Here is a 25,608-nt window from a genome sequence, read left to right as displayed (position 1 = left end):
GCTATTCGCTCCAGTTCATGCGGTTGAGAAACAGGCTCTCGTTCGCTGTGGGCGTCCAGTCCAACTTTTCCGTAGCCCCATAGAGCGCCACCGCCTGATAGAGTGGAAGGATATAGGCATTGTCATGCACGATCTTCTGGGCCTCGCCATAAGCATCCAGACGTGTCCCTTCGTCCAGCGAGGCGCGCGCCGTTTCCAGCAAGGCGTCAAGCCCGGAATCCTCTACCCGGCTCCAGCTAGAGGACGAATGCAGCAGCGGGAACTGAACACCATCCACATCCTGACAGGCACAAGACCAGCGCCCAAAGCTGAGGAAAGGCCGATCTGCCTTTTCCGGGGCGCGTGCTGCCTGAAGGTAGGTGCTCATGTCAGTCATCGAGATTTCGACGTCGAAACCCACGTCGTTCAGCATCTGCTGAATGGCCTGTACGATGCGCTGGTCGTAAACCGGCGACGTCGCGAACTGCATCGGGGTCTTTCCCGCGCCGGTTTCTTCGACGATGCGCCGGGCTTCCTCGGGGTCATAGACGATCGGCTCCGCCCCTTCGACAAACCCGAAGTGCGCCGGGGTCGCCATCTGATCGGCGGTGATTTCTCCTCCTGCCAAGATGCCCTGCACGATACCCTCGCGGTCGATGGCCATGGTCGCGGCATGACGCACCTGCGGATCATCAAACGGCGGGCGTATGGTGTTGATCCCCATGAACGCAACCCGCTCGGTCGGCGCGGTCAGGACCTGCACCCCCGCCTGTCCGTCCAGCTGTCGCGCGATGTCGCTGTCGAGCGATACGATCAGGTCAGCCGCACCGGCCCGCAGGTTGGCCACCCGAGTAGATGCATCAGGCACCGCCTTGAAGGCAGCCATTTCAAAAGGCCCGGCATCCCCCCAATAATCGGCATTGCGCGACAACGTTACCTCGACGCCGCGATTCCAACTGTCGAACTTGTAGGGCCCAGAGCCTATCGGATTTGCGTTGAACGCCTCGTCCCCGACCTCTTCGACCACGTGTTTCGGCACAACCGACAGCTTGACCAACTGCGCCAGCAGCACCGGATAGGCGCCATCCGTGGTCAGCGTGACTTGGTGATCGCCGGAGACAGACGCCCCGGTGATCTGGTTGAACTGGCCCAGTTGCGGCGATCCGAAGTCGGGATTTGTGATACGCTGGACGGAGAAGACGACATCTTCCGCAGTCAGCGGCGTGCCATCATGAAAGGTGACATCGTCGCGGATCTTCAGCACCATCTCGGTGTCTGACAACTGGGTCCAGTCCGACGCGATCTGGGGCATGATCTCGCCAGCATCGTCACGCGTGACGACATTGTCGAAGATATTGCGATAGACATAATAGCTGTCAGGGTTCCACTGTTGGTGCGGATCCAGCGTGGATGGCTCGTTCACCAGATTTACAGTGATATCCTGCGCGAGAACGGCTGGTGCCGCCAACAGGCTGGCTGCTACGACGAGGCCGCGAATACTTACGGGGATCATGATCCGATCCTTCCATGCAATTGGGACGTTGGAGGGCCGCGCCGACTGCGCGACCCCGTGATCAGTCACTCGGCCCAGCTCATGCGGTTGAGGAACAAGCTTTCGTTGGACGTAGGCTGCCATTCCAGACTATCCGCTGCTCCATAGATGATTGCAGCTTGGTAGAGCGGCAGGATATCCGCATTCTCCACTGCCTTGCGGTTGATCTGGGCATAGAGATCGGCACGCTTTTCCTCGTCCAGTTCACTGCGTGCTTCGTCAAGAAGCGCGTCGATCTCGGTATCGGTCACGCGGCTCCAGTTCGAAGATGAATGCAGCAGGGGATACATGATCCCGTCCGGATCCTGACAGGCACAAGACCAACGCGAGAAGGTCAGCATTGGCGCCTGTTCGGGGCTGGTCTGTTGGTCCTTCAGCCAAGTGGCCATATCCGTGGTATTGATCGCCACGTTCAGCCCAACGTCGGTTAGCATCTGTTGGATGGCCTGCACCACCCGCTGGTCAAAGACCGGCGATGTCGCAAGGCCCATTTCCATCTCAGGCGCGGTTTCCAGCCCGGCGATCAACTCACGCGCCTTGTCGGGATCGTACTCGAATCCCTCGATGCCCTCGGCCCAGCCGAAATGCGCCGGCGAAAGCATTTGGTCCACCACCTGCGGATACCCGCCAAGCAGGCCTTCGACGATCCCCTCGCGGTCGATCGCATAGCCGATTGCCTTGCGCAGATCGGGTTGGTCCAGCGGTGCCAAAGCGCTGTTCAGAGCGAAATAGGCGACCCGTTCGGTATTGACGGTCAGGACCTTGCCCTTGCCACCGCTTTCGACCTGCTGCGCAAGATCGGTGTTCAACGTCACCACCAGATCCGCCGCGCCTGCCTGCAAGTCGGCAACGCGCGTGGCGGCATCCGGAACTCCGCGAAAGACCACGGTTTCGAACGGCCCCATATCGCCCCAGTATTCTTCGTTCTTGATCACGGTGACAGATACGCCGCGATCCCAGTTTTCAAACACATAGGGGCCCGATCCGACCGGTGCTTCGTTGAACTCGGCGGATGTCATCGTCGATGCGATGTGCTTGGGCACGATCGACAGCTTTACCAACTGCGCCATCAAAGCCGGGTAGGCACCATCGGTGGTAAGCGTCACCTGATTATCCCCGGTGACCTCGGCATTGACGATCTTGTTGAACTGGCCCAGCTGCGGAGAGCCAAACTCGGGATCGGTGATCCGTTTGACGGTATAGACCACGTCCTCAGCGGTCAGCGGCGTACCATCGTGAAAGGTCACGTCATCACGGATCGTAAAGACCACTTCGGTATCGCTCAGGCGTTCCCACTCCGTCGCGATTTGCGGCACGATCTGGCCATCGTTGTCGCGCGTGACCATGTTGTCAAAAATGTTGCGGTAGACGTAGTAGCTGTCTGGGTTCCACTGTTGATGCGGATCAAGTGACGATGGCTCATTCACCAGATCGACGGTCAGTTGCTCCTTGGCGTGGGCAGGGGCAATTGCCGTCAAGGCGACCCCCAGCGACAGGACAACCGGAAGCGCGACACGCGCCGCCAAGCTCTTTCTTTTCATGACGTAACTCCTTTGTCGGACTTTATCCCCGGATCGCGCTTGGATTGCGTCCCGGATGTTGCGCCTGCGTCCGGCCTTGAGTGACCGTTGTTTAGTGAGGCGTTGGCAGCGTCGTTGGCGACGCCAAGTTCGGTGCGGTCCCGCATGAGTCCCGCAACAGCGAATTTCTCAAAGGCAGCGATGTCAGCCATACGGAGCGCGACGATCCGCGCGCCATCCCCGGCGGCAGCGGCCTCAGTCAAGGCGCGTGCTTGGCAAGCCGCAAAGATCCCTGATCCCGGCGTCTCAAGAAATTGCAGGATACGCTCGGAATGATCCCATAGCCCGCAGAGAAAGCGCGCCATCAACCGGTTACTCAAAGTATCCATGAGAAGCTCAAGCAGTTCCCGCTCATATCCGCGACGGGTTGCGAGGGCCGCATGATCGCTCTGACCTTCCAGCACATCGATCATCTCAGCCAGCTCAGACATCCGCGCCATCGTCGCCGCATCAGGGCGCGCGTCCGCGAGGCAGGGTTCGACACGTTGGCGCGCCACGATCACCTCCCCGATCAAAGCGCCGGTTACCGGGAGAACCTTCCAGCCCGCGCGCGGAATCGGATGCACAAGCCCGAGCGCCGACAGTCTGGCAAGCGCCACCCGTACCGCTGCTCGTCCGAGCCCGAAACGTTCGGAGATTTGGGCCTCCGTCGATACCGAACCGGGCGCAAGCTCGCAGGACTGAACAGCAACCCTCAGCCGGTCTTCTGCAAAGCTGGTCTTCTGCGCCGACTGCAGGGGATCGGGCTTGGCAATGAACGGCGAGGACGGATCGAACACAGGTATCTCCCTAAACTTTAGGAGATGTTAGATACGCGACATGGAAATCTCCAAGCGATATTTTGGACATTTTCAAGCTGCACCCTCAAAACGCGTGCATTCAGCGGTGAGCGCACAGACTTTCAGCGAACGATGATAGGCCGTCGCCATTCCGCCGCGCGGAACCGCGCCAACGCTGTGTTTTTGAAGGAACGGGTATGTGCCAGAGGCCCTATGTCGGCCTGGCGAGACCCCGGCCTGGCGCGCGGACGAAATGCCTTTTAAGGACCAGTCGAACTACTGAGCACAATTCCGGGCGGAGCAAGATTGCCTTTCAGTACGGTGGGCGTCTCATTCACATACACCTGCCAAACGCCATCGCGCTCGAAGCGCGGAAGTTCTAGATGAGAGAGTTTTTGTAAAAATGGTGCCCGGGGGCGGAATCGAACCACCGACACGAGGATTTTCAATCCACTGCTCTACCCCTGAGCTACCCGGGCATCGGGAACGCATAGGCGTTCGGGTGAGTGGGTTCTATGCGAGGTCTTTAGAGGTGTCTAGCGCTTTTTCCACGTGATTTGAGGGCGATTGGAAAGAACATGTCGCGCCGGTACGGGTTCACGGTTTTAGCGCGAATACCCCGCCCCGGCGCACTCCGAAGGAGCGGCCGGAAACTAAGGTTGCTTGGCCCTCAGTGATCGTGTTTCATCGCGCCGTGGCCCCCGGCACGCCTTTCCAGATCGATCGGGACGTCGATCACCCTTTCTCCGGCCTCTTCAAATTCCAGCCGAATAGTCAGGGTTTCGCCCTGCACGAGCGGGGCTGTCAGCCCCATGAGCATGACATGATCGCCGCCGCGCTGAAGTATAGCCTTGCCGCCGGCGGGGACTTCAAACCCGTCGGGGTCTTGGCGCATCTGCATGATGCCGTTGCCCGCGTCGATATGGGTATGCAGCTCTGCCCGCGCCGCGATGTCGGACCCCACGGAGACAAGCCGATCCGGGGTATCTCCAGTATTCTCGATAACCATGAAGGCGGCGCCGGTTGGCGCGTTGGGCATGGCCGCGCGGGCGTAGGCATCGTGTATGAGGATTTCTGCGCTGGCGGGTGCGGAAATGGCCAGGACGAATCCTGTCACAAGTGTTTTGGCAAACATGTCGGGTCTTTCTTTGTCGGAGAATCAGGGCTGATGTTTCAGACAAGAAAGTGGGGGACCGCGGGCCGATATCTGTACAGGGCGGATAGGCGGCGCGACGGCAAGCGGGAGGAGTGGCCGGAACCAGGTGAATTCAGGTGCACGCAAAGGCGCGCCGAACACCGGGAGGACCGTATCGATGTGATGTGTCAGGCAATCGGGGCAGATGTGCCGCGTTGCCGCTGGCTGTCCCTCGCCGTCGATTACGATCGTGACGGGACCGGCGCCAGTACAGATCACCATGGTCCCCGCCGCGCCCGGAAGCGTTCGAATCGCCGCGACACCTGCGCTGCTCCATAGGAACAGGAGGGCGAGCGTAACGGCCAGGGATGTCCGAACGGTGATCATGCCGGGGGCTATATCCGCTTTGACCCCGAGTTCCAAAGCGTCAAAACGCGCAACATTAAAAAACCCGCCGACCGGAATGGCAGGCGGGTTCATCAATTCAAGCGCAAAGAGGCGATCAGGCGGTAACCTGAGCCTTCTTGATTTCTTTCTTGACCTTCAGAGCGTTGACCGACAACTCGTCGTCCTTCGCCTTTGCAAGAAATGCATCAAGCCCACCCCGGTGATCGACGCTGCGAAGGGCAGCAGCGGAAATCCGAAGCTTCACACCACGCCCGAGCGTCTCGGACTGAAGCGTTACGTCGTTGAGGTTTGGCAGGAACCGACGGCGCGTGCGGTTCTTTGCGTGGCTCACGTTGTTGCCCGACATGGGGCCTTTCCCGGTCAATTCGCAGCGGCGCGACATCGTCTCATCCTTGTCATGTCTCGTCGGGCCGGCGATGGCCCCATCAAAACCAAACGGGCACTGCCCAAGCAGCGCCCAGAAAAACTGTTCGCCGGACTTACGCAGAATCGCCGAAGCCGTCAACCCGAATCCCGTCAACTCGTGTGGCGCTGCCCCCACCGGGCAAGAATTGCACGTTGCAGCCCGCGCGATCGCGCATTCCAACTGCGTGCTCCCACCGGTATTTCGGCGCCACTCTCCTTGGCTTGCGTGCGCGCCTCGGTATCGGAAGTCAGAATCGCAAAGGCCAATGGGGCACGTCCCGGAACGTTGAGGTATCCAGCAAGAGCGCTCACAAAATTGAGCGTCCCGGTCTTGGCAACGACCGTGAGCCCCGGGTGGGATTTGCCCGCTTCCCCCAGCTCGAAGGATTTCAGGAGGCCAAACAGGCGGGTGCGAACCTCGTCGCCGGCAAGTGCCTGTGCCAATCCTCCTGACGACAGACGCGAAGCATCGCCCAGGCCACTGTGATCCACCATTGCAGTTTGGGTCATGCCAAGGCGCGCGCGGGCCCAAGCGCTCATTTCGGCTGCGGATAAAGCCAGTGCATCGGGGGATCGGCCCAGCCGGGCGGCGCTTGCCGACATGCCGACGGCCTCTGCCGTGAGGTTGGTCGAATACCGCAGCATATCCTTGAGGATCGGCTCCAGCGGGGCGCTTTGATGGCGAACAAGCGTCTCTCCCGTGGGCGCCCTATCAGACGCCGAGGGTGCCCCTAAAACGATACCGTGCGATCTGGCAAACCCGGCCAATACCTCGCCCGCGTAATGCGCCGGCTTACGAACCGGAAGCCAGCGCGCGCCATCGTTGCCAAGCGCCCCACGCGCCACGGTCCATGCATCGTGGGTGATTTCGTCTTGATACGTATAGACAGGGAAGCTGCGCGGAGCGATTTGCATCCGGGAAATCTGTACCTCGGGCCGGTAGCGCGCGGAGCGGGCGTCCATCGTCACGCCATAATCCGCCCCGGCGCGGCGCCATTCGAAATGAACGCGGTTATAGTTCAGGTTGAGCCCCGACACCGCCGGGTTATAGCCCAGATGTGCCAGTTGTTCGGGATCGATCGCACTCTGATAGGCAAGTGCGCCCCCCCAGACGCGGAAACCGCCTGTGATCTCCCGCACTCCGGCGGCCTTTAGCTCTGCTGCCATTTCCGCGAGCGCATCGGTATCCAGCGTCGGATCACCGCCACCAGCGAGGACAAGGTCGCCTTCCAGCCGCCCGTCGCGCAGAGGGCCAGTTGCGACCAGCCGCGTGTCAAACCGGTATTCGGGGCCAAGCGCCTCCAGCGCATAGAGCGATGTCAGCACCTTGGCGACCGAGGCCGGGGGCAAAGCTTCGCCGCCTAGCGTCTCGAGCACACGCCCCGTTCCGCATTCCACCAGCGCAAATGCCACGTCCCCCTTGAAGCCAGCCCCGGCAACGATCTCCGCCGCTGGCCCCAGTACCGCAGGGGACGCGCCTCCCGGGCGGGCCTTTGGCACCAAGGATTGCGCGGGGGCACCCGCGTGCAATGCGCCGGGCAGCAGGAGCGCCGCCGCCCCGCCCAAAACCCCGCGTCTGGTATATTTTGATGCTGCCATTTCGGTGCGGATTTAACCTCATGCCGCGGTCCCTGACAACCGCTCTGGTGCGCTTCTGTTGCCCATGCTACCGCACCGTCATGGGCCGGACATTGCTCCTCATGTTCATCGCCATGTCGCTCATCCCCGGCGGGGATACGGCGGGCAAGATGCTGACCGCGGAACTGGGCGTCGCGCCTGTTTTTGCCGCATTCGTCCGCTTTGCCCTCGGCGCACTTCTCGTGCTTCCCTTCCTTCGGTCCAGCCCCTGGCCTCTCCTTGCCGATTGGCGGGTCTGGCTGCGCGGCGTGCTTCTGGCCTGCGGGATCGCCTCTATCCTGACGGCCCTCCGCACAGAACCCATGGCGAATTGCTTTGCGGCCTTTTTCATAGGCCCGCTGGTCAGCTACGCGCTCTCTGTGTTTCTGCTGAGGGAAACCGTCACACCTCTGCGAACGCTTCTGGTGGTTCTGGGATTTCTGGGGGTTCTGATCGTGGTTCGCCCGGGTTTGGGCGGCTCTCCGAACTTGTTGTTCGCTGTGCTTGCGGGGCTTTTCTACGGTGGCTTTCTCACCGCTTCCCGCTGGCTCACCGGGCTTGCGCGCCCGCGGGCGTTGCTCTTCTCCCAGCTTGTCATTGGCGCGGTGGTCACGGCACCCTTCGCGCTCCTTGCGATCCCGCCAATAGATGCATCGACCGCTGGCCTGCTGGCGACTTCTGCGACTCTATCGATGCTGGGCAACCTGCTCTTGCTTGTGGTCTATACCCGGGCAACCGCCGCACAGGTCGCGCCACTGGTCTATTTCCAACTGATTGCCGCAACCGGGTTTGGCTGGCTCGTCTTCGGCGATCTGCCAGATGCCCTGACCGTTGTGGGGTTGGCCGTCATCGTCGGGGCAGGCATCCTGTCCGCAACACTGGGTCGGGGGAGATCATCCGCGCCATTCGCCCCGCGCCCGGATCGCGGATGAACTCTCATCCCGCATGGGCACGTTGAGAAAACACCACGCTGGCGCTTCTGCCCGGGACAGCAGCGGCGCCTCGCCGGCTTTCAACATTGCATGGCGATAGATGCGCGCCGCTGGTGCGAGTCGCGCCGCGATCCGGTCTCCTGGCCGGGCGAGCACCCCGACAGGTACCCGCGCCATGATTTCCCGCCAACGCCCCCAGCGATGCAACTGCGCCAGATTGTCAGCGCCCATCAGCCATGTAAACCGCACCGAAGGGTAGACATTCTGGAGCGCTGCCAACGTATCTGCGGTGACGCGGGTGCCTGCCCGCGCCTCGAAATCGCTGATATGTATGCGCGGATCGCGCGCAAGATCTCGGCACGCCGCCATACGCCTTGCTATCGGCGCTGGTCCGGCCGCCTTGAGGGGGTTCCCCGGAGAGACCAGCCACCAGACCTGATCCAACCCGAACCGCTTGAGCGCCTCCTGAGAAATATGCAAATGCCCCGCATGCGGCGGATCAAAGGATCCGCCGAGCAGCCCGACCGTCATTCCGGGAGCAAGGTATTTATGCGACGACAGCATCGCGCCTGCTTCGCCTGCCCCGGGCCGCCCTGTCAATCCGGCTTGACCTTCGCGACAAGATCAGACCCTTTCCCGGAATCGGAATTTGCCTCGCGGAGCCTGAACCATGCCCGATCCAACCGCCCCCGCCACGCCCCCTGTAATCGTCGCGAGGGATCCGCGCGATCCCGGCGCGCTCTATTGTCTTCACGAATACTACAAGGAGCTTGCACGCCGCTTCGATCAGGGATTCGAAGTTCACCTTTCGCGCGATCCGGAGGCCACCACGATGATCCCGCCAACGGGCGCGTTCTTTGTGGCAATGTCCGGCGAAACGCCGTTGGGCTGCGCTGCACTGAAGGGGCAGGAGAGTTGGGGCGAAGTCAAACGGGTCTGGGTCTCTCCCACCGCGCGCGGCATGGGTCTCGCCCGCCGCCTGATGACCGCCGTAGAGGAAGCTGCACGCCAGATCGGCTTGCCTGTCTTGCGTCTCGACACCAACGAAGCTCTTCCCGAGGCGATCGCCCTCTATCGCAACTCGGGCTGGCATGAAATTCCGCGCTTCAACGATGACCCCTACCCGACGCATTTCTTCGAGAAACACCTCTAGACCGACCCATTGCCCCTGTTGCTGTGCTCCTCTATCTAGGGCGGCAACGAATTCCCAAGTTTGCAAGGAGCGGACGCATGGCCTCCTATCAGTTTGTCTATCATATGGATGGCGTCTCCAAGACCTATCCCGGCGGCAAGAAGACCTTTGAGAACATCCACCTCAACTTCCTCCCCGGGGTGAAGATCGGTGTCGTCGGTGTCAACGGTGCCGGTAAATCCACCCTGCTCAAGATCATGGCCGGGCTCGACAAGGACTTTTCCGGTGAGGCTTGGGTCGCCGAAGGCGCGCGTGTTGGATATCTGCCGCAGGAGCCTGAACTGAACTCGGCACTCGATGTGCGCGGCAACGTCATGGAGGGGGTGAAAGCCAAGAAGGCCAAGCTCGACCGGTTCAACGAATTGGCGATGAACTACTCCGACGAAACCGCTGATGAGATGGCCCAGCTTCAGGATGAGATCGACGCAGAGAACCTCTGGGATCTCGACAGCCAGATCGATGTAGCCATGGAAGCCCTGCGTTGCCCCCCCGATCACGCGCCCGTCGATACGCTTTCCGGTGGTGAGAAGCGCCGTGTCGCGCTGTGCAAGCTGCTGCTCGAAGCGCCTGAAATGCTGCTTCTCGACGAGCCAACCAACCACCTCGACGCGGAAACCATCGCTTGGCTCCAGCAGCACCTGGTCGAGTACAAAGGCACGATCCTCATCGTGACCCACGACCGGTATTTCCTAGACGATATCACGTCATGGATCCTCGAACTCGACCGGGGTCGCGGCATTCCCTACGAGGGCAACTATTCGAGCTGGCTGGAGCAGAAGGCCAAACGGCTGGAGCAAGAAGCCCGCGAGGACAAGTCTCGGTCCAAGACGCTGGAGCGCGAACTGGAATGGATCCGGCAGGGTGCCAAGGCGCGGCAGGCGAAGCAGAAGGCCCGGATCAACGCCTATAATGAGCTTGCCAATCAGACCGAGCGCGAGAAGCTTTCCCGCGCCCAGATCGTCATCCCCAACGGCCCCCGCCTCGGCGGCAAGGTCATCGATGTGGATGGGCTGACCAAACACATGGGCGACAAGCTTCTGGTAGAAGGTCTCACCTTCGATCTTCCGCCCGGCGGGATCGTCGGGGTGATCGGCCCCAACGGGGCGGGTAAGACCACGCTCTTTCGTATGCTCACCGGACAGGAACAGCCGGATTCCGGCACCATCGAATACGGCGACACAGTCAAGCTGTCGTACGTGGATCAGTCGCGCGATGCGCTGAACCCCGATCACAATGTCTGGGAAGCCATCTCTGACGGGCAGGATATCATCCACCTCGGCAATGCAGAGATAAATTCCCGCGCTTATTGCGGGGCATTCAACTTCAAGGGCGGGGATCAGCAGAAGAAAGTCGGTCTGCTTTCGGGCGGTGAGCGCAACCGGGTCCACATGGCGCGCCTGCTCAAGGACGGCGGCAACGTGCTGCTCCTCGATGAGCCGACCAATGACCTCGACGTTGAAACCCTCCGCGCACTCGAAGACGCGCTCGTCGACTTCGCCGGCTGCGCCGTGGTCATCTCCCACGACCGCTTCTTCCTCGACCGGATCTGCACCCACATCCTCGCCTTCGAAGGTGACGCACATGTGGAATGGTTCGAAGGCAACTTTGCCGATTACGAAGAAGACAAGAAACGCCGCCTCGGCCCAGACGCGCTGGAGCCCAAACGGATCAAGTACAAGAAGTTCACGCGGTGAAGCAGAAGGGGGTTGGCTCCTTCTGCCAACCTCCACATGCCGTTCGGCGCTAGTGCGCGAATGCGCCCTAAACCGCGCATCGCTCATGGTTCCGAAAGGAGACCTCTCTAAGTTCTCAGGGCTGGCTGATGGCCAGCCCTTTTTGCGACAGAACCGACACTCGAGTAGCCGGTACTCTGCGTGACCCAGCCCTTACAGCCGCTTCTTCGCCACTCGGGCCACGCCTCGGGCGACTTGTGCTTCGGGGCTTGAGTGATGACCGCGATGACGGCGGCGACGCATGCCACCAAAGATCGATCTGAGGATACGTCCAATCATGGTTGATCTCCTTTCCTGACAAATCAACTTCTGGGCGGTCAACGCCCTGAACCCGTCGATGTTCCTTGAGACCAAGCCGCAGCGCCGAACACACGTGGCGACGCTGGCAGGCACCGCGCGGCCCCCGGCCATACAGCTTGGGTATGGCGACATGCAGCAATTGTATTTTTCAAACCACGCCGCGATGGCCATGATGGCATCAGCTCGCCGCACTTGCGCCGAGCGCTGATTTTGCGCCTCGTCTGCCGGAATGCGCAGACCATACCGGTTTTCGGGATGCTCTCCGGCTCCAGCCAATAAGTGCCGCGGCCCTCGCGGCTTGAAACCCGCGTCGTGCATCCGCGCGTCCGTGAACGATAGAAAGTCCTTTCAGCCAGATGAAACTTGCCGCAGTGACCAACGAAGTTGCCCCGCTCACCGAAGCCGGGACACTCGATACAATCCTCCGAACCGCCGTCGATCACGGCATCACGATTTTTGAAGCGCGCACCGTAGAGGGCAAGCGCTTCCCCCTGCTGACCGGTCAGGCATGGGAGGTGCTGAAGGGAGCACAGCAGAAATACGGGATTACCTATTCCGCGGCTTCCGCCGGAAATTTCATCGGCGTCCAGATCGGCAGCGACCTCATCGATCTGCACAAAGGCGCATTGTGGACCATGAGCATGGACATGGCCGAAAAGCTTTCGATCAACACGCTCATCACCTTCGCCCCCCAGCGCAGCGCCACAGCCGACAAGACCGAGTTCGATCAGGTGGTCGAGCTTCTGGGCGAGGTGGTGGACTCTGCCGCCGCACGCGGGATCGACGTACAGCTGGAGAACCTGCCCGGAACGTGGGCGGATACCAGCGACGGGTGCCTCGCGCTACTCGAAGCGGTTGATCGCAAGACCTTTGGGTATGTGTGGGATACCGGCAATCTCTATGAGGCCGAAAAGCAGACCTTCGAAGAAGGGTTCGAAAAGCTCAAACCCTACATTCGCAACGTCCATCTGAAGGATGGCCAGTTCATCGACGGCAAGATGACATGGCAGCATTACGGGACAGGCAAGACCAACGTCAAAGGTCAGATCGAAGCGCTGAAATCCATCGGATATGACGGCACCCTAGCGCTTGAAGCGGCGCGCATCCCGCACGTGGCCGGGGATTTCGAAGCCTCGCTCGGCTATTTGCGCACGATCCTCTGAGCGGCGCTCTTGGCGGTTCGCAAGCGCCTACATAAGGTTGAGAATGGCGGGGCGAAGGCCTCGCCATTTTTCTGTGGGTCCCCAAATTCATCCTGCCAGTAATGCGGCCCCTCCTTAGGGGCCTCGGGCAGCCGGGAGCGCCTAAGTGAGCATTTTTGCGGCACCGGGTCCTCAGCCCCCAACGGCCCTGCGCCGATCTGCAACGCGTTCGATCTTTGGTTAAGCATCCGCAACGATTACGAAAAACCAGATTATCCGGCTCACGAATAGCTCACCGTCCTACTCCGCATCGCCAATGCGTATGTCGTCAGTTGGTATTGCTATTATACAAATGCCTCCCCCGCAGCCGAAACTGACCAGACAAAAATGCGACCGCTCGGTTGCGTCTGGGAAGACGAAAACAAACCGACATGACAGGGGAAAATCCATGAAATCAAGAATTGCCGATGTAACTCGCGGGGCGAGCAAGGTCTTTACCGCCGCTCTGCTGGCGGGAACCATCCTCAGCACCGTCAACGCCCAACCGGCGATGGCACAAAGCACCGTGGTGGTTGCGGTCAGCCCGCTCGGCGCAGACTCGAACCTCTATTGGACAACAACCGGCGCATTCATCCTTCCATCGCTGCAAACGCTGGTCGGGCAAGATCCGGAGACCGGCAAGTACGACAACAGTCAGTTGGCAGAAAGCTGGGAACACAACGAGGACTTCTCCTCCTGGACGTTCCGTTTGCACCCCGAGGCCAAATTCAACGATGACTGGGGCCCTGTTACCTCTGCAGACGTGGTGCACAGCTTCAACCTCCATATCGGCGATGACGCCAAGCTGAGCGGCATCAGCCAATTCCGCGAAATCTCCGTTGGCGCGGTTGATGACCATACCGTGCAGTTCGATCTTCCGGCGCCCGATCCCAACTTCCTCTTCTCCCATGCCGGTCGCGGCTCGCTCGCTATCTACAGCAAGGCCCAGTTCGACGCCGAAGGCATCGAGGGATACGAAGCCGCGCCAGCGGGCTCCGGTCCGTTCCGCTATGAAGGCCGTGAGACGGGCCAGTCGATCACGTTCAGCACCATCGCCGATCACTGGACCGGCGCATCGCCAGAATTCGACGAGATCCAGTTTCGTTGGGTCAGCGAGCCGTCCACCCGTATGGCCATGCTGTCCGCAGGTGAAGCGCATGCCGTGACGCTTCCCCGCGATCTTCAGGACGATGCCGCCGAAGCCGGGGAAACCGTTCTGGCCTCCAGCGAAGGCGCCATGCAGACGACGATGCTTTTCACCGGGCAGTTCATGAACCCCGAAGCCGAAGAAAATCGGGATGCACGCAGCTATGCATGGGCCGATGTCCGCGTTCGCGAAGCGATGAACCGCGCGCTGGATCGCGACGCGATCCTCGAGGCGCTCTATGGCGAGGGTGTGCGAACCCTGCCCGTCTATACCATGGATCCGCGCTTTCCCGGTTATTCCGAAGAGATCGCCGCGCGCTTTGACGAAGCCTATGGCTATGATCCCGAACGCGCGATGGAACTGCTCGAAGAAGCTGGCTATCCCGACAACTTCGAAAACCCTAAGATCCCGCTGGTGGTGACGAGCCTGGCAGGCAACCCGGAATTTGCACAGATGGCGGAACTGGTTCAGGCCTATTTCGACATTGCCGGCATTCAGACCGAGATGCGCGAACAGGACTGGGCCACGGGAAACACGGCGATCCGCGGCTTTTCCGCCGATTTCGTGACGCCCATGCGCAATGCGCCAGTGCGTCCCAGCGCGCTCGGGGTCCAGATCTTCTTCACCTCGCAAGCGAGCCCCCACCTTGACGTGGGCGATCCCGAACTGAACAAGCTTGGCGCCGATCTGGTGTCTGAAACCGATCCTGAAACGCGCGACGCGATGCTCGATCAGATGTTCACGCGGATCTTCGACAGCTATGCGCACCTGCCGATGGCGACGGTTCCCGCGTCCGTTGTGGTCAACTCGGACCTCGTCGAAGGCTGGACCTTCCCCGGAACGACGTCTTCGGGACTGAGCCACTTCGAACTCATCGACCTCAAGTAACCGCGAAGACCACCTCCGGGCGGAGCCGATATCGCGCTTCGCCCGGACCCGCATGGCAAGGAATCCCACAATGCTGCGCTACCTATTGCAAAGAGGCGCCTCCAGCCTCTTTGCGCTTTTGATTATCACGGTGATCGTCTTTTCACTGTCTCAGCTCTCGGGGAGTCCGGTCGACGCGCTCTTGCCCGATGACGCGACGCAGGAACAGATCGACATCTTCATCCGGGAATGGGGCCTCGATCAGCCTCTGTGGAAGCAGTATCTGACCTTCCTCGGCAACGCGGTGCAGGGCGACTTCGGCGTCTCGCTCAAATGGCCCGGCGAAAGCGCCATGGGCTTTGTGCTGGACCGGATGCCCGCCACGCTTCGTCTCGGCGGTTTGGCCATTCTGATCACCCTGATCATCGCCCTGCCGCTCGGGATCGCCGCCGCTGTCTACAAGGGATCGGCGATTGACCGGATTGCGCAGGGGTTCGCGCTCTTGGGTCAGTCCATGCCGAACTTCTGGCTAGGTATCGTGCTGATCTGGATCTTCTCCGTCTGGCTCGGCTGGTTGCCGACCTCGGGGATCGGAAGCTTTGCGCATCTCATCCTGCCGGCCATTGCGATTGCATGGTTCCAGATCTCTGCACTTGCTCGGTTGACACGTTCGGCCATGCTTGAGGTGCTGGATGCCGAGTATATCAAACTTGCCCGGGTCAAAGGTGTCTCGGAATGGGCCGTGGTGTTCAAGCATGCGCTACGCAACGCCGCTGTTGTCCCACTGACCTATTTCGGCATCCTTGCCGCATCCATTCTGACTGGCTCCGTCGTCATCGAATCCGTCTATTCCTACCCCGGAATGGGCTGGGTCGCGATCGAGGCCATCCGCGGGCGGGACTTCCCGGTCGTGCAGGCGGTGATCATCGCCTACGCCGTGATCTACATGCTCTCAAACCTGCTCGTCGATCTGCTCTACGTCATCGTCAATCCGAGGATCAAACATGGCTGAAGTTCAGATTTCCGCGCAGCGCCCCCGCCGCTCGCTCTGGCAGCGAAGCCGCGATTTCCCGATCCTGCCGCTTGCGGTCCTGTTGATCGTCTTTATCATTCCTGCCTTCTTCGCCCACTGGATCGCCTTGCACGATCCCTATGTCCCCAACCTCAGGGCGCGGCTTCAACCGCCGATCTTCTTTGGGGGAACGTGGGAATATCCGCTCGGTACGGACCGGCTGGGCCGCGATATCTATAGCCGCATCGTGCATGGCGCGTGGTATGTCTTGGCGGTGTCCTTCATCGGCATTCTGGTCGGTGTCGTCGTGGGCACGACGTTGGGATTGATCGCGGGCTATGTCCGTGGCTGGTTCGACGGCTTCGTGATGCGACTTGTCGATATCTCACTTGCCCTTCCGGCGATGCTCCTTGCCTTGGCATTGGCCGCGGCCATGGGGGCAAGTTTCCTGTCGGTGGTCATCGTTGTCGGTTTCGCACTCTGGGCCTATTTCGCGCGGCAGGTCCGCGCCGAGGTTCTTCTGTTGCGCAACGCCGATTTCGTGGCCCGCTCCCGGGTCGCTGGCTCATCGCACTTCCGCATCTTGTTCCGGCACATCCTGCCGAACGTCACCAACACCATTGTCGTTCTGGCCACCCTTCAGGTCGGAATCGCAATCATGCTCGATGCGTCGCTCAGCTTTCTTGGAATTGGCATCCCGCGGCCCACGCCCACATGGGGCCTTCTGGTCTCCGATGGCCGCGACTTCATCGCGACTGATTGGTGGATCGCCTTCTTTCCCGGCCTTGCCATCATGCTGACGGTTCTCTCCGTCAACATGATCGGCGACTGGCTTCGCGATACGCTCGACCCACGGCTGAGGCAGGTTTGACATGAACACTTCCCAAACGGACGCCCTGCTGGACGTCAGAAATCTTAAAGTAGAGGTCACGACCAAGGCCGGCAGCTTCTTCCCGGTCAACGACCATAGCTTTTCCGTCAAATCCGGTGAAACGCTTGGGATCGTCGGTGAATCCGGGTCGGGCAAGTCTATGACGGCGATGTCCCTCATGCGGCTTCTCCCGAAACACGCGGCCAAGATCCGCGGCGGCAGCGTAAAGCTCGACGGGCGCGAATTGCTCACGCTCAGCGAGAAGGAGATGCGCAAGGTGCGCGGTGCCGATATCTCGATGATCCTTCAGGATCCGCAGACCTCGCTCAATCCCGCCTTCACGGTAGGTGATCAGATCAAAGAGGCGCTGAAACTGCACGCCCCGGGCGGGCGCAAGACTCTGCGAGAGCGGACCATCGATGCGCTGCGCCGGGTCAAGGTCGCGGCCCCCGAACACCGGGTCAATTCCTACCCGGGCGAGATGAGCGGGGGCATGCGGCAACGTGTCGTCGGGGCAATCGCCATATCCTGCCGACCAAAGGTCATCATCGCGGATGAGCCTACGACCTCGCTCGATGTGACGGTGCAGGCGCAATACCTGCGCCTGCTCAAGGAGTTGCAGGATGAAACCGGTATGGCGATCCTGTTCATCACCCACGACTTCGGGATCGTGGCCAACTTGTGCCATCGTGTGATCGTCATGTATGCGGGCCGCATCGTGGAATCCGGGCCAGTGGCAAAGATCTTTGCCAAGCCTGCGCATCCCTATACCGAAGCGCTCATCTCTGCGGTGCCGAGCCTTCATGGCCAGAAGGAACGTCTGACCACCATTCCCGGTCAACCGCCCGCTCCGACCGATATTGTGGTTGGCTGTCCCTTTGCCCCCCGTTGCCAATACGCCGATGCGCGTTGCCACAGCGAGGCCCCACCCACCGTTGCCGCAGATCAATCCGGCGACCACACGACAAGCTGCTGGAGGGCCGTGGAAGCATGACCGAAACACCGATCCTCGAAGCCCGGAACCTGTCGAAGCACTTCACGATCAGTGCCGGGGTGATGACCAAGAGAACCCATGTGGTTCGTGCGGTCGACGGGCTGAACTTCGACATCGCCAAAGGGGAAACACTGGCGCTCGTTGGTGAATCCGGCTGTGGCAAGACCACGACCACCCGGCTTTTGCTGCGTCTGCAGGATCCGACCCACGGTTCGGTGCGTTTCGCGGGCGAAGACGTCCATGCCCTGAAGGGGGCTGCGCTCAGGAAATACCGCTCGCGCGTGCAGGCTGTGTTTCAAGATCCCTGGTCCTCGATCAACCCCCGCGTCCGCATCCGAGATTTCGTGGCCGAACCTCTGGTGGTGAACGAAAACCTGACCTCGGGCGAAGTGGACCGCCGGGTGCATGAGGCGCTCGATGCCGTGGGGCTGGGCCCAGCCCATGCGTCGAAGTTTCCCCATGAGTTTTCGGGCGGTCAACGCCAGCGGATCGCGATTGCCAGCGCCATGGTTTCGCGCCCGGAATTGGTGGTTCTGGATGAGCCTGTCTCAGGCCTCGACGTATCTATCCGCTCGCAAATCATCAATCTTCTGAAAGACATGCAGGCGGAGTATGGCGTCAGCTTCCTGCTGGTCGCGCATGATCTGGCCACCACCCGCTATCTGGCTGACCGGGTGGCGGTGATGTATCTCGGGTCGATTGTCGAGATGGGCAAGACGGATGACGTGTTTGACAGGCCAAGCCATCCCTATACCGAGGCCCTCATCTCTGCGGCGCTGCCGAGCACACCGGGCATGAAGCGCAACGAGATCGTATTGGGGGGCGAAGTTCCCTCGCCGCTCTCGCCGCCGAGCGGGTGCACGTTCCACCCTCGGTGCCACCGCATCATCGGGGATGTCTGTGTCTCCAAGACGCCCGTGCTCAGTCCAGACCCCGCCGGGCATTGCGTCGGGTGCCATCTCTACTGACCTGAATGCCTGGTATCATCCAAGTGAAGGCGGGCCGGTGGCTCGCCTTTTTGCGTTTGACCCGCCCCGACCCAAGAGCAAAACAAAACCGGGGACCACCTGTTAAAGTGGTCCCCGGCAAATCTGGCAATACGGTTAGAAGGGTGGGCTTACGACAGCTTGGCGACCGCCTCGGCGATCTTTGCACAGGCCGCCTCGATGACATCCATCGAGGTCGCCGTTGAGATCCGGAAATACGGCTCTAGCCCATAGGCACCGCCATGGACCGACGCAACACCGGCATGCTCCAGCAGGTACAGAACGAAATCCAGATCGCTTTCGATGCGGGCGCCATCCGGAGTGGTCTTTCCGATCACCCCTGCGCAGCTCGGATAGAGGTAGAAGGCGCCGTCCGGCAGGGTACAGCTTAGTCCGGGGATGTCATTGATCAGGGCATAGGCGCGGTCGCGGCGTTCCTTATAAACCTCAACGGTGGCCGCAACGCTGGTTTGCGGACCGGTCAGTGCGGCGGCCGCCGCGGCTTGACTGATCGACGAGGGACAAGATGACATCTGCGATTGCAGCTTGTTGATCGCATCGATGAGGAACTTCGGGCCCACCGCATAGCCGATCCGCCAACCCGTCATGGCATAGGATTTGGAAACCCCGTTCACCACCAGCGCCTGATCGCGCAGGTCGGGGGCCACTCCAAGGATGCTCTCGGTCTTGAAATCGGCGTACCAGATGCGGTCATAGATCTCGTCGCACATGACCAGCACATTGGGGTGCCGCCGGATAACCTCGGCCAGTGCGCGCAGTTCGTCGCCGGTATAGGCCGCACCGGTGGGGTTTGAAGGAGAGTTGAGGATGACCCAGCGGGTGCGCGGCGTGATCGCGGCCTCCAGCGCGTCGGGGGTCAGCTTGAACCCAACGTCCTCGCCGCAAGAAACGATCACCGGGGTGCCCCCATTGGCGACCACCATATCGGGGTAGGACACCCAGTAGGGCGCGGGCACGATGACCTCGATACCCTCTTCGACAGTAGCCATCATGGCGATGAACAGGATTTGTTTCGCGCCTCCGCCGACACAGATTTGATCCAGCCCGCATTCGATCCCCAGACGGGTGGAGAAATCGTGCTGCACGCCTTTGCGCAGCGCCTCGGTACCGTTCACGGCCGTGTATTTGGTATTACCATCGGCGATGGCCTTGACGCCGGCTGCCTTGATCTCTTCGGGCGTATCGAAATCCGGCTCCCCGACGGTGAGGTTGAGGATCTCTCGGCCTTGAGCCTTTAGGTCACGCACTTTCTGAGCCGCCGCGACGCTTGGGGATACCCGGATCGAGGTTACGCGGTTCGCTAGTTTCTCACTGGTCACGGTTTTCTCCCTGAGACGTGTGTAGTGGGTACGCGGCCCGCCGAGAATATTCTGGCGGGCCGAAGAACGAATTTGTCTGCCAAGCTGTGGCAGGTTACTTGTTGCCCGTGAGAATGACCTCATCGCCAACGCGCTTGCCGGTACGCAGACCGCCCGGAACCTGCATGATGGGAAGCACTTCGATCATGCCGATATTGACGTATTTCGGCGTTCCGATCGCATAGTCCACCGCATCCGCGATGTCGGACACCTGAGGCATCTCGAAGCCTTCGAAATACTTTCTCTTGGCTTCTTCAGGGCTGATCTTTTCGACATGGGCAAAGATGTCGGTCTCAACCCGGCCGGGGCTGATTTCGGTCACGCGAACGCGGCGACCGAACGCATCCACGCGAAGCTGGCGCGAGACAGTGTGCATCGCCGCCTTTGTGGCGTGATAGGCAATGTGACCGCCGAATTCATAGTGCCCAGCCATCGACGTGATGTTGAGGATATGACCGTTGTCGCGCTCCATCATACCCGGCAGAAGCAACCGAGCGAGATGCAGGCAAGCGCGCAGGTTCACGTCGATCTGTTCATCGATATCGAACGCGTTGCTTTGCAGAAGGCTGCCGGGCCGGGACACGCCGGCGCAGTTCACCAGCACATCGATCTCAAGTCCTTCGAGCTCTTTGGTGACAGCGTCGAGATCAGTCACATCGACGGCATGCGGAACAATATTGTCGAACTCCGCCGCCAACTCGTTGAGTTTTTCGGCGTTGCGCGCGAAAGCGTGGACGGTGAGACCCTTCTGGCTCAGGCGTTCGGCGATGCCACGTCCCATGCCGCCAGAAGCGCCGGTTACGAGAGCTGTCTTGTAGTCGGAAAATGGCATTGTGAAGTCCTGTCTTTCTTGGTTTTGATTTGGCCGGCGTTTGTGCCGCACCCGTTCTATTGCGCCGTCAAAGGCGCGATCTGGCCACCTGCATCGGTGATTTCCTGTTTCAATCTTCGGGCCAGTTGCACCGCGCCCGGCGTGTCGGAATGCACGAGAACCGATTGCACCGGCATCGGGATTTCTTCGCCGGTCACGCAAGTCAGGGTCTGCTGCTGCAACACGCCCAACACGCGGGAGACGACCTCCGCCTCATCCTTGATGACAGCGCCGGAGGTACCTCGGGGTGCAAGCTGCCCGTTCGGCAGATACCCCCGATCCGCGAGAAACAAGCGCGCGACTTTCCCCCCACGTTGCAGCGCGGCGGTCTCCAGCGCGCTTCCCGGCAGTACGAGAAAAGCGATCTCTGGGTCGAACTGCATTGTCGCCCGGGCAAGCGCTTCGGCAATCTCCGGGACGGAACTGGCAAGATTGCCCAGTGCCCCGTGGGGATTCATGTGGGTGATGCGATAATCCGCCCGGCGAGCGAAAGCGGCAAGCGCACCGATCTGATAGAGCACATGCGCCTCCAGCTCGGGGAGGGGCATATCCATCTTGCGCCGGCCAAACCCCATCCGGTCAGGAAAGCTGACATGCGCCCCCAGATCGACATCGTGATCTCGCGCCAGCCTGACGGTACGATCCATGATGAGGGGGTCGCCTGCATGATAGCCGCACGCCACATTGGCTGAACTGATCTGCGCCATCAGGGCTTCGTCATCGGCCAAGGTATAAGGGCCGAAACCCTCACCCATGTCGGAATTGATATCGATCTTCATGCGTCGCACTCCATCTCGAATAGAACATCCCCGTATCCGACGATTTGCCCCTCTTCCGGAGTGCTGCTTTTCAAAACGCCAGCCTCCGATGCGCGAACCGGGTTCCGCGCGCCGTCGAGAGAGACATAGCCAAGCACCTGCCTCGCGCTGATCCTTGCGCCCGGCTCCACCTTCTGCAGCCCATCGTCGCCACCGCAGTGGATGAACACGCCAAGGGCAGAGCTCTTGATCATTTTGACCGGCGCGGAACTGATCGCGCGCGCCGAGGCGCTTCCAGCAGGACGCAAGCCGAGGCTCAGGTACTCGCCCGCACCCTCGACTGTCAGATGTGTGGTTGCGGTCTGGCGCATCACCTCAATGAGGCGGGCCATGTCAGCTTCGCTAAACATATCAGCTCCAAACTTTCTGAAGGTGACCGAGATGGGCGAGGCTGCTGCGAAGTGCGTTGAGCGTCACGGCCTCTTCTCGTTCGGCGGCGCGAGCGGTTGCCGTATCGATCAGTTCAAACCGCAAGGTATCCCCCGGCCGCGCCTGCCCCACCCGCCAGAGATCCGGCTCGATCACGCAGGCGATCTTTGGATATCCGCCCATGGTCGCGGAATCGGCCAGTTGAATGATGGGCTGTCCGCCACCCGGCACCTGAACAATGCCCGGCGCGATCCCGTGGGAGCGAAGCTCACCCGTCGCGTCACGCTCAAGCACGGGGCCGTCCAGTCGGTATCCTTGCCGGTTGCTGGCCGGGGTTACCTTGTAGGCGTCGCTGAAAAAGGCATCGCGTGACTGAGCCGAAAACTCATTGGTTTCACTTGATGGCAAAACCCGCAGGACGATGTCATCGGAACCCTCGGGCCTTGGCCCCGGCAAGGCGCAACTGATTTCAGGCATGATGGGGCTGGGGGCCGCCGCGCGCAACCGATCGCCCGGCATGAGCACCCGTCCCTCGAACCCGCCGAACCCTTCACGAAGTTGGGTGCTGCGGGACCCAAGCACCATCGGTACATCGATGCCACCCGGCAAACCCAGGTACACCCGCGCACCGCCATCCATCACGCCAAGCGTAAGCTCCTGACCTGCTTTCGCAGGCCCGGCCCAGCATCGCGGCAGAGCCACCCCGTCCAAGCGCGCACCACAGGCCGCACCCGCCATCGAAAAGACCGTGTCCTGCGCAATGACAAACCGTGCGGGCGTCAGGGGTATTTCCAGCGTGGCGGCATTTTCGTGATTGCCCAACAGCCAGTTCGCCGCCCGGTGGGCGAGCGGGTCCATTGCCCCAGCGCGGCCCAGCCCCTGACGCCAGTGTCCGACACGACCGAGATCCTGAACCGTGGCGAGCGGTGGGAGAGATACAACATCGATCATGCAATGACCTCCGCTGCCCTGAACCGGATGGAATCGCCCGGCATGAGCAGCGCTGCGGGAACGGATAGGGGATCAAAAAAGCTGACATCCGCGGCACCTATGGTGTTCCACCCGCTTGGCCCGGCGGAGGCCGAAACGCCGGTCTGAAGCCCGGCAACCGAGAGTGACCCACCGGGAAGGCTTTGCAGCGGAACCTTGCGCCGTGGCGTCTCCAGTCGCGGATCGAGCCCGCCTAGGTAGCAATATCCGGCGTGACTACCCACAGCAAAGACGACGTAGTCCGGCGCCGTGTGCAGGCTGATCACCTCGTCGATATTGAGCCCCGTCAGATCGCAGACTTCCCGAAGATGCGGTCCGCCAGAGCCGCCGTAAGTAATGTCGATCTCAAGGATCTTTCCCGTGAGATCCTTCTGCCGTCCCTCGACCCAAAGTCTCTGGAGATCACGCTCCAAAGCATCCAGATCTTCCGGCACCTTTTCGAACCGCAGGGTCAGGTTGGTCATACCCGGCACGGCCTCGGCCACGCCGTCTCTTTCGGCCATCGCATCGGCCATGGCCCAGAACCGCCGTTGGTGATTCAGATCGAAGGGGCAGTCGACTTGATACAGGAAGCAACGGCTGCCAATCGGGAAAAGTCCGGTCTCAGCCATTGGCCGCCTCCTTGGCAGTCAGCCAGTGCTCGAAATGGTGGATTGAGACGCCTCCCACCTTAAAGCCCGGGTCGGCCAGCAATTCGCTGTGCAACGCGGCATTCGACTTCACGCCGTCGATCCGCATTTCCCCTAGCGCCGTAGCCGCACGCGAGAGAGCCTCATCGCGGTTCGCGCCATAGGCTATGACCTTTGCGATCATGGAATCGTAGCTGGAGGACACTTCGCTGCCGGCAACGATGTGGGTATCGACCCGGATGCCGGGACCACCGGGCAAATGCAGGGACGTCACCCGGCCCGGACTTGGGGCAAATGTTTCGGCATCTTCTGCGTTGATCCGGCACTCGATCGCGTGGCCCGTGGTGATAATCTGATCCTGCGCCAGTGGAAGCTTTGCCCCGCGCGCCACATCGATCTGCAGCGCGACGATATCAAGCCCTGTGACCAGTTCGGTGACGGGATGCTCCACCTGAATGCGGGTGTTCATTTCAATGAAGAAGAACTCCCCGTCTTCGTAGAGGAATTCGAACGTCCCCGCACCGACATAGCCGATGGCCCGGCAGGAGGCCGCGCAGCGCTCCCCGATCTCTGCGATCAAGGCGCGGTCAATCCCTGGCGCGGGCGCTTCTTCGATCAGCTTCTGGTGCCGCCGCTGCATCGAACAATCCCGATCTCCCAGCCAGAGGGCGGTGCCATGGCTATCGGCGAGGATCTGGATTTCCACATGCCGCGGTTTTTCCAGAAACTTTTCCATGTAGATGTCGGGGTTTCCGAAGAACCTCTGGGCCTCTTGCCGGGTCAGCATATAGGCTTCGGCGAGCGACGCACGATCCCGGACAATCCGCATGCCGCGACCACCGCCACCGCCTGCGGCCTTCAGAATGACCGGATAGCCAATCTCATCGGCAATGCCCGCGATGGCATCGGGATCCTGCGGCAGGACGCTGTCCGGGCCGGGCACACAAGGCACACCTGCCTCAATCATCGCGGCCTTGGCCTGTACCTTGTCCCCCATGCGGCGCATCACGTCGGCTTTCGGCCCGATCAGTGTCATGCCCGCCCCGTGTACCGCATCGGCAAATTCGGCATTCTCAGAGAGAAAGCCGTACCCCGGATGCACAAGGTCCGCGCCAAGAAGCTTGGCCGCAGCGATCACGGCGGGAATATTGAGATAGCTCTTCGCTGCAGCAGCCGGCCCAATACAGATCGACGCGTCAGCGAGCGCCAGATAGGGTGCATTACGATCCGCTTCGGAAAAGCCGCAAACAACGCGCAGGCCGAGACGGCGACAGGCCCGAATGATCCGCAGGGCAATTTCCCCACGGTTCGCCACGAACACGGTTTGCGGGTTCTGCTCGGTCATGGCCGCACCTCGAAGAGGACTGATCCGGCCTCGACTGTCGCGCCATCCTCGACGCGAAGCGCCGCGATGGTGCCGTCGGCCTCCGCCACAACCGAGGTCATGACTTTCATGGCCTCTATGAGACAGACTGTCTGGCCCTTGGCGATGCTATCGCCAGCCGTCACGAATGGCGCGGAGTCGGCATCCTTGGACAGGTAGCAGATGCCAGAAAGCGGTGCTGTGATTGCATTCTGGGCGTCTTTGCCCCCATCCCCAGCCGGGCTACCGGGACCCGCTACACTACCGGCCTCAACTTCCGTCACGACGCTCACCCCGAAGTCCGGCGATGCCGCGGGGGCAGTGCCGCGCCGCAGGGTTACGCGGTACCCGTCGACCTCATAGCCGTACTCATCAAGATGGGATTTCGCGGCCCACTTCATGCTCGAGATGAGGGACTCGATAGAGACTGCCATTGGGGTTCGGGGTCCTTGTATCTGGATCGTATGATTTCCAGACGAGGCTAGCATCGCCGTGCCACAATGATGTCAGAGCGCTTTG

General features: G+C 61.0%; 25 protein-coding genes and 1 tRNA gene. 9 read left to right on the top strand and 17 right to left on the bottom strand.

All coding sequences use genetic code 11. From position 1 onward, the window contains the following. Position 1 precedes the first annotated feature (1 nt). The 7 genes from BM234_RS14310 to dacB all read right to left on the bottom strand — a co-directional run bounded on the left by BM234_RS14310 (position 2) and on the right by dacB (position 7,437). Complete coding sequence (locus BM234_RS14310; protein WP_092066681.1) at positions 2-1,492, bottom strand: ABC transporter substrate-binding protein; 1,491 nt, start codon at positions 1,490-1,492, stop codon at positions 2-4. A gap of 65 nt (positions 1,493-1,557) precedes the next feature. Further along, positions 1,558-3,072 carry an ABC transporter substrate-binding protein gene (locus tag BM234_RS14305; RefSeq protein WP_092066180.1) on the bottom strand — a complete coding sequence of 505 codons (1,515 nt, stop codon included), beginning with the start codon at positions 3,070-3,072 and terminating at the stop codon, positions 1,558-1,560. Then, positions 3,069-3,890 carry a GntR family transcriptional regulator gene (locus BM234_RS14300; protein ID WP_139226809.1) on the bottom strand — a complete coding sequence of 274 codons (822 nt, stop codon included), beginning with the start codon at positions 3,888-3,890 and terminating at the stop codon, positions 3,069-3,071. Before BM234_RS14300 ends, BM234_RS14305 begins: the two co-directional genes overlap by 4 nt. 404 nt (positions 3,891-4,294) lie before the next feature. After that, positions 4,295-4,369: transfer RNA gene (locus BM234_RS14295), tRNA-Phe, on the bottom strand. A gap of 191 nt (positions 4,370-4,560) precedes the next feature. Next, on the bottom strand, positions 4,561-5,025 hold the full coding sequence (locus tag BM234_RS14290) for a copper chaperone PCu(A)C (protein ID WP_092066176.1): 465 nt from the start codon (positions 5,023-5,025) through the stop codon (positions 4,561-4,563). A gap of 502 nt (positions 5,026-5,527) precedes the next feature. Beyond that, the gene (rpmB, locus tag BM234_RS14280) at positions 5,528-5,815 is read right to left on the bottom strand and encodes a 50S ribosomal protein L28 (protein ID WP_092066679.1); all 288 of its coding nucleotides are present in this window, start codon (positions 5,813-5,815) and stop codon (positions 5,528-5,530) included. A gap of 134 nt (positions 5,816-5,949) precedes the next feature. Further along, positions 5,950-7,437, bottom strand: a complete 1,488-nt coding sequence (dacB, locus tag BM234_RS14275) for a D-alanyl-D-alanine carboxypeptidase/D-alanyl-D-alanine endopeptidase (RefSeq protein WP_092066171.1) — start codon at positions 7,435-7,437, stop codon at positions 5,950-5,952. Between the two features lie 80 nt (positions 7,438-7,517). Here dacB and BM234_RS14270 point away from each other — a divergent pair, with 80 nt between their 5' ends. After that, positions 7,518-8,387, top strand: coding sequence for a DMT family transporter (locus tag BM234_RS14270; RefSeq protein WP_092066677.1), 870 nt, complete (start codon positions 7,518-7,520; stop codon positions 8,385-8,387). Here BM234_RS14270 and BM234_RS14265 read toward each other — a convergent pair. Further along, the gene (locus BM234_RS14265) at positions 8,349-8,951 is read right to left on the bottom strand and encodes a nicotinate-nucleotide adenylyltransferase (RefSeq protein ID WP_092066169.1); all 603 of its coding nucleotides are present in this window, start codon (positions 8,949-8,951) and stop codon (positions 8,349-8,351) included. The two genes, BM234_RS14270 and BM234_RS14265, sit on opposite strands and share 39 nt — an antisense overlap. A 106-nt stretch (positions 8,952-9,057) precedes the next feature. Between BM234_RS14265 and BM234_RS14260 the strand changes: the two genes are divergently transcribed. Both BM234_RS14260 and ettA read left to right on the top strand, forming a co-directional pair. Next, positions 9,058-9,540 (top strand): GNAT family N-acetyltransferase, encoded by a 483-nt coding sequence (locus BM234_RS14260; protein WP_092066167.1) that lies wholly within the window; start codon positions 9,058-9,060, stop codon positions 9,538-9,540. Between the two features lie 77 nt (positions 9,541-9,617). Then, positions 9,618-11,273 (top strand): energy-dependent translational throttle protein EttA, encoded by a 1,656-nt coding sequence (ettA, locus tag BM234_RS14255; protein ID WP_092066165.1) that lies wholly within the window; start codon positions 9,618-9,620, stop codon positions 11,271-11,273. 192 nt (positions 11,274-11,465) lie between these two features. On the opposite strand, the gene BM234_RS17755 is transcribed toward ettA, so the two are convergent. Continuing rightward, positions 11,466-11,591, bottom strand: coding sequence for a hypothetical protein (locus BM234_RS17755; RefSeq protein WP_281247976.1), 126 nt, complete (start codon positions 11,589-11,591; stop codon positions 11,466-11,468). Positions 11,592-11,968: 377 nt separating this feature from the next. Here BM234_RS17755 and BM234_RS14250 point away from each other — a divergent pair, with 377 nt between their 5' ends. The 6 genes from BM234_RS14250 (at position 11,969) to BM234_RS14225 (ending at position 18,652) form a co-directional block, all read left to right on the top strand. Next, positions 11,969-12,775, top strand: coding sequence for a sugar phosphate isomerase/epimerase family protein (locus BM234_RS14250; protein WP_092066163.1), 807 nt, complete (start codon positions 11,969-11,971; stop codon positions 12,773-12,775). A gap of 427 nt (positions 12,776-13,202) precedes the next feature. Then, positions 13,203-14,828, top strand: coding sequence for an ABC transporter substrate-binding protein (locus BM234_RS14245; RefSeq protein ID WP_175501280.1), 1,626 nt, complete (start codon positions 13,203-13,205; stop codon positions 14,826-14,828). A 70-nt stretch (positions 14,829-14,898) separates the two neighbouring features. After that, positions 14,899-15,819, top strand: coding sequence for an ABC transporter permease (locus BM234_RS14240; RefSeq protein ID WP_092066159.1), 921 nt, complete (start codon positions 14,899-14,901; stop codon positions 15,817-15,819). Then, on the top strand, positions 15,812-16,690 hold the full coding sequence (locus BM234_RS14235) for an ABC transporter permease (protein WP_245752665.1): 879 nt from the start codon (positions 15,812-15,814) through the stop codon (positions 16,688-16,690). Before BM234_RS14240 ends, BM234_RS14235 begins: the two co-directional genes overlap by 8 nt. A 1-nt stretch (position 16,691) precedes the next feature. Continuing rightward, complete coding sequence (locus tag BM234_RS14230; protein ID WP_092066157.1) at positions 16,692-17,684, top strand: ABC transporter ATP-binding protein; 993 nt, start codon at positions 16,692-16,694, stop codon at positions 17,682-17,684. After that, positions 17,681-18,652 carry an ABC transporter ATP-binding protein gene (locus BM234_RS14225; protein WP_092066155.1) on the top strand — a complete coding sequence of 324 codons (972 nt, stop codon included), beginning with the start codon at positions 17,681-17,683 and terminating at the stop codon, positions 18,650-18,652. The genes BM234_RS14230 and BM234_RS14225 overlap by 4 nt, the downstream gene beginning before the upstream one ends. Before the next feature lie 149 nt (positions 18,653-18,801). On the opposite strand, the gene BM234_RS14220 is transcribed toward BM234_RS14225, so the two are convergent. From BM234_RS14220 to BM234_RS14185, 8 genes are all read right to left on the bottom strand, one after another. Next, positions 18,802-20,010, bottom strand: coding sequence for an aspartate transaminase (locus BM234_RS14220; protein ID WP_092066153.1), 1,209 nt, complete (start codon positions 20,008-20,010; stop codon positions 18,802-18,804). Between the two features lie 94 nt (positions 20,011-20,104). After that, entirely contained in the window at positions 20,105-20,881 is a 777-nt protein-coding gene (locus tag BM234_RS14215) for an SDR family oxidoreductase (RefSeq protein ID WP_092066151.1), read from the bottom strand. A gap of 56 nt (positions 20,882-20,937) precedes the next feature. After that, the gene (locus BM234_RS14210; protein WP_092066149.1) at positions 20,938-21,699 is read right to left on the bottom strand and encodes a LamB/YcsF family protein; all 762 of its coding nucleotides are present in this window, start codon (positions 21,697-21,699) and stop codon (positions 20,938-20,940) included. After that, positions 21,696-22,088 carry a biotin/lipoyl-containing protein gene (locus tag BM234_RS14205; protein ID WP_092066147.1) on the bottom strand — a complete coding sequence of 131 codons (393 nt, stop codon included), beginning with the start codon at positions 22,086-22,088 and terminating at the stop codon, positions 21,696-21,698. Before BM234_RS14205 ends, BM234_RS14210 begins: the two co-directional genes overlap by 4 nt. A gap of 1 nt (position 22,089) precedes the next feature. Next, positions 22,090-23,058: a 5-oxoprolinase subunit C family protein gene (locus tag BM234_RS14200; RefSeq protein ID WP_092066145.1), complete on the bottom strand. Its 969-nt coding sequence runs from the start codon at positions 23,056-23,058 to the stop codon at positions 22,090-22,092. Next, positions 23,055-23,708: a 5-oxoprolinase subunit PxpB gene (gene pxpB, locus BM234_RS14195; protein WP_092066143.1), complete on the bottom strand. Its 654-nt coding sequence runs from the start codon at positions 23,706-23,708 to the stop codon at positions 23,055-23,057. The genes BM234_RS14200 and pxpB overlap by 4 nt, the downstream gene beginning before the upstream one ends. Next, on the bottom strand, positions 23,701-25,071 hold the full coding sequence (accC, locus tag BM234_RS14190) for an acetyl-CoA carboxylase biotin carboxylase subunit (protein ID WP_092066141.1): 1,371 nt from the start codon (positions 25,069-25,071) through the stop codon (positions 23,701-23,703). Before accC ends, pxpB begins: the two co-directional genes overlap by 8 nt. Continuing rightward, on the bottom strand, positions 25,068-25,523 hold the full coding sequence (locus BM234_RS14185; RefSeq protein WP_175501279.1) for an acetyl-CoA carboxylase biotin carboxyl carrier protein: 456 nt from the start codon (positions 25,521-25,523) through the stop codon (positions 25,068-25,070). Before BM234_RS14185 ends, accC begins: the two co-directional genes overlap by 4 nt. Positions 25,524-25,608 lie beyond the last annotated feature (85 nt).

It is taken from the genome of Poseidonocella pacifica, assembly GCF_900111875.1.
In the GTDB taxonomy this organism is placed as follows: domain Bacteria; phylum Pseudomonadota; class Alphaproteobacteria; order Rhodobacterales; family Rhodobacteraceae; genus Poseidonocella; species Poseidonocella pacifica.
Note: the sequence above shows the minus strand (reverse complement) of the source record. Positions and strands in the feature narration are given on the sequence as shown.